Source organism: bacterium, assembly GCA_035281585.1.
Taxonomy (GTDB): Bacteria; UBA10199; UBA10199; order DSSB01; family DSSB01; genus DATEDP01.
The window spans coordinates 1-3,133 of record DATEDP010000122.1; the positions used below are offsets into that span (position 1 = coordinate 1).

6 protein-coding genes are annotated in these 3,133 nt (G+C 58.0%); 4 read left to right on the plus strand and 2 right to left on the minus strand.

The annotated features are described in order from the left end of the window. The first annotated feature begins 234 nt into the window (after window positions 1–234). Both VJR29_10650 and VJR29_10655 read left to right on the plus strand, forming a co-directional pair. On the plus strand, window positions 235–498 hold the full coding sequence (locus VJR29_10650; protein ID HKY63869.1) for a BrnT family toxin: 264 nt from the start codon (window positions 235–237) through the stop codon (window positions 496–498). Then, window positions 482–712, plus strand: coding sequence for a CopG family transcriptional regulator (locus VJR29_10655; GenBank protein ID HKY63870.1), 231 nt, complete (start codon window positions 482–484; stop codon window positions 710–712). The genes VJR29_10650 and VJR29_10655 overlap by 17 nt, the downstream gene beginning before the upstream one ends. A 4-nt stretch (window positions 713–716) precedes the next feature. On the opposite strand, the gene VJR29_10660 is transcribed toward VJR29_10655, so the two are convergent. Beyond that, window positions 717–1,883 (minus strand): cytochrome c peroxidase, encoded by a 1,167-nt coding sequence (locus VJR29_10660; protein ID HKY63871.1) that lies wholly within the window; start codon window positions 1,881–1,883, stop codon window positions 717–719. A gap of 102 nt (window positions 1,884–1,985) precedes the next feature. On the opposite strand from VJR29_10660, the gene VJR29_10665 reads away from it, so the two are divergent. Continuing rightward, complete coding sequence (locus tag VJR29_10665) at window positions 1,986–2,225, plus strand: hypothetical protein (GenBank protein ID HKY63872.1); 240 nt, start codon at window positions 1,986–1,988, stop codon at window positions 2,223–2,225. Beyond that, a complete protein-coding gene (locus VJR29_10670) occupies window positions 2,222–2,731 on the plus strand; it encodes a hypothetical protein (protein HKY63873.1) in 510 nt (169 codons plus the stop codon). Before VJR29_10665 ends, VJR29_10670 begins: the two co-directional genes overlap by 4 nt. Before the next feature lie 134 nt (window positions 2,732–2,865). On the opposite strand, the gene VJR29_10675 is transcribed toward VJR29_10670, so the two are convergent. After that, window positions 2,866–3,133: hypothetical protein (locus VJR29_10675; GenBank protein ID HKY63874.1), on the minus strand; the 268-nt coding region annotated here is incomplete at its 5' end.

Sequence of the window (3,133 nt, forward strand, 5' to 3'; positions counted from 1 at the left end):
ACGCCGCAGCCGGCCCCACGGACATTCCTTCCGGCGAGCAAAAACATCATCAAGAATCGAATGACGAGCAAGGTCGCAAAACAAGCAAATAAGCCAGCGGCCATGAATCCAGTCAGGTTCAGCTTCACCATCCGGAATCCAGCCATTTGTTGGGCTCGCCGCCCTTGCTTTTCCTTCTTGCGGGTAATCCCAATTGTGGATTGAAAAAATATACCATTTTTGTATATTTTCTAAGTGGAATTCGAATTTGATGCCCCGAAAAGCCGAAAAAATCTTGAAAAACACGGCATCGATTTCGAAAAAGCGAGACTGTTGTGGCAAGGGCCAGCGGTTGAATTCGCCGCCCGCCACGAGTATGAAGACCGCTTTGCTATCATCGGCCCCTTGGAAGGCAAGCTTTATACCTGCATCTTTACGCTGAGAGCGGGGCGAATTCGCATCATCAGTTGCCGGCGGTCGCGTGAAAAGGAGATTCAGCTTTATGAAAAAAGCCTCTAAGAAGCCCAAGAACGCCGCCGAGTTCGACGCCTATTTCGAGAATCACGATATCGCCGACTTGCTGGACACTAAGACCAAGAGGGTGAACATTGACTTTCCGCCTCCGATCCTTCGCCGTGTCGACCTCAAGGCGCGGGAATTGGGCCTCACTCGGCAAGCCTTGATCAAATACTGGATCGCCGAACGGCTCAATCTGATACCGGAGCGGAAATGACAACTCACTGCGGAAACCCCGTCGGCTCCGGCACCATCGGATAAGGCTCGCTATCCAAGGCCTTCATGTAATTGACCAAGTCGGTTTTCTCCTGCGGCGTCAGGTTCAGCTTCACCACCCGGAAATCCAGCCATTTGTTGGGCTCGCCGCCCTTGTCGTAGAGCTCGACGACCTCTTCCAAAGTTTTGATCGAGCCGTCGTGCATGTAGGGCGCAGTGCGGGTGACGTCGCGGACCGAAGGCGTCTTGAAGGCGCCTTTGTCCTTCTCGTCCTTGGTCACCTCGAAGCGGCCGAAGTCCGGCTTCAGCGCCTTCATGCCGACGCCCAAGTTGTGGAAGTCGCTGTCGCTGAAATTGGTGCCGACGTGGCACTTAGTGCAGTTGGCCTTGCCGAAGAAGAGCTCTTGGCCGCGGATCTCCGACTCGTTCATCGCGGTCTTGTCGCCGTTGCCGTAACGGTCGAACTTGGAGTTGCCGCCGAGAACGGTCCGCTCGAAGGAGGCGATGGCCATTGCGACCCGCTCCTTGGTGATGTTGGGATCGCCGAAGGCCTTTTGGAAGAGCGGCTTATAGGCTTGGATGCCGGTCAGGGTGGCGATCATCTCCTCATGCTTGCCCCTGCCCATCTCCGAGGGGTTGACGATGGGACCCAAGGCCTGCTCCTCGAGGTTCTTGGCCCGGCCGTCCCAAAATTGAACCAAATAATAAGTGGAGTTGATGACGGTCGGTGCGCTGCGTGTTCCCTTGCGGCCGTGAATGCCGGTCGAGACCGGCTGGTTGTCGGTCCAGCCGCGGGCCGGGTCGTGGCAAGTGGCGCAGGAGATCGTCACGTCGTGCGAGATCCGTTTGTCGAAATAAAGCAAGCGGCCGAGCTCGATTTTCTCGGGAGTCGGGATGTTGTCGGCCGGGAAGTTGAGCAGGGTGTCGAGGCCCAGAGGAACTTGAATCCAGGGCGCGCCCTCGGCCGGCTTGGCGCCGGCGGCCAGCGGCTTGGTTTCGGCGCTGGGTTGGGTTTCGGAAGGCTTGGTCTCGGGCGGCTTCGTTTCCGGTGCCGGCGTCGCGACGGCCGCCGGCTTTGGCGCCGGCGGAGCCTCTTCTTTTTTCTTGGCGCAGCTTAGAATGCAGAGCGCTGAAAGCAAGCCGATACCGGCTCGAAACAACCCAGGGGACATGGGGCCTCCTTTTGACTTGACCAGGATATGGCCGAATTATAACCCTCGGGCGCTAAACCCAAAGCGCTTTGTGAATGAGGTAAAAGGGTGGGAGGCCAAGTCGTGAAAATACTGCTCAACCTGCTCAACCTGGGCACCTTCGTCCTGTTCTGCATCGCCATCGACACCGGAATGGGCGACCGCAGCCTGACCGGCCTGCGCGGCCATCTCGGCTGGATCCTGGGAACGATGCTGCTCTGGATGTTCACCCAGATCCTGGCCCTCATGTACATGTACCGGATGGAAAAGTTCTGCGTCGAAATCGTCGAGAAGTTCGAAGGGAAGGAAGCCCCCAAGCCGTGAGCATCGAATCTTATTTACTCATCCTCTCCCACTTGCTCTGCTGGACCGTCGGCATGGGCGCGGCCTTTTATTTCGCCTTCGGCGCGGTGCCGATGATCAACAAGCACCTCGAGGGCGAGGCCCGAACCCAGGCCCTGCGCCGCCACGTCAAGTTCTACCACATCACTTTCCTGCTCACGATGTCCTTGATGGTGGTGACCGGTGCGATTCGCCTCACCGATTATAAGATCTTCATGGGCATGCAGTACTTCAACGAGGTTTCGACGGTCTTGATCGTCAAGCTGCTGATCTTTTTCCCGGTCTACATCCTGGCCGCTTACCAGAGCTTCGGCTTGGCCCTCCGCCTCACCGGCACCGGCGAGAAGGCGATGGAAGACCAGGTCCCGGCCGAGCTGGTCGATAAGATCGTCGGTCGGATGCGGGGGGTCGCCATCCTCAACCTGGTCTTGATGAGCGCGGCGGCCTACGTCGGCTTGATGCTCAGCCGGATTCCTTATTTTAAGTGAAAATCGTTGAATCCCCCCTTTGAAAAAGGGGGGCAGGGGGGATTTGAAGCCGCGGCAAAGCAAATAACGGAGTTTGTAGCCAAAGCCACCGTTTCAAATCCCCCTTGATCCCCCTTTTCCAAAGGGGGAAGAGCTCAGCTCGGGCCGCCCGGCTTGGGCACACGCTCGAGGACGACGAGGTCGCGGCGGATCTCGATCCGCTTGATGCCGGGGATCTGGACCCAGGAGAGGTCCTTGATGTCGGCGCCCTCCGGCGGCTCGAAGCCGAAATTGCGGAAGGCGGCGAGCAGGTCGTTCTTGACGTTGTCGGTCAAATCCATGCCGATGGCTTCGACCTTCTTGACATAGCCGCTGCTCTCGCCGTTCTTCTGCTCGAATTCGGCCACGGCGGTGAAGTCGATC

Coding starts and splice junctions, on each gene's coding strand:
- VJR29_10660 (HKY63871.1), bottom strand. CDS start 1,883: ATGTCCCCTGGGTTGTTTCGAGCCGGTATCGGCTTGCTTTCAGCGCTC.
- VJR29_10655 (HKY63870.1), top strand. CDS start 482: ATGAAAAAAGCCTCTAAGAAGCCCAAGAACGCCGCCGAGTTCGACGCC.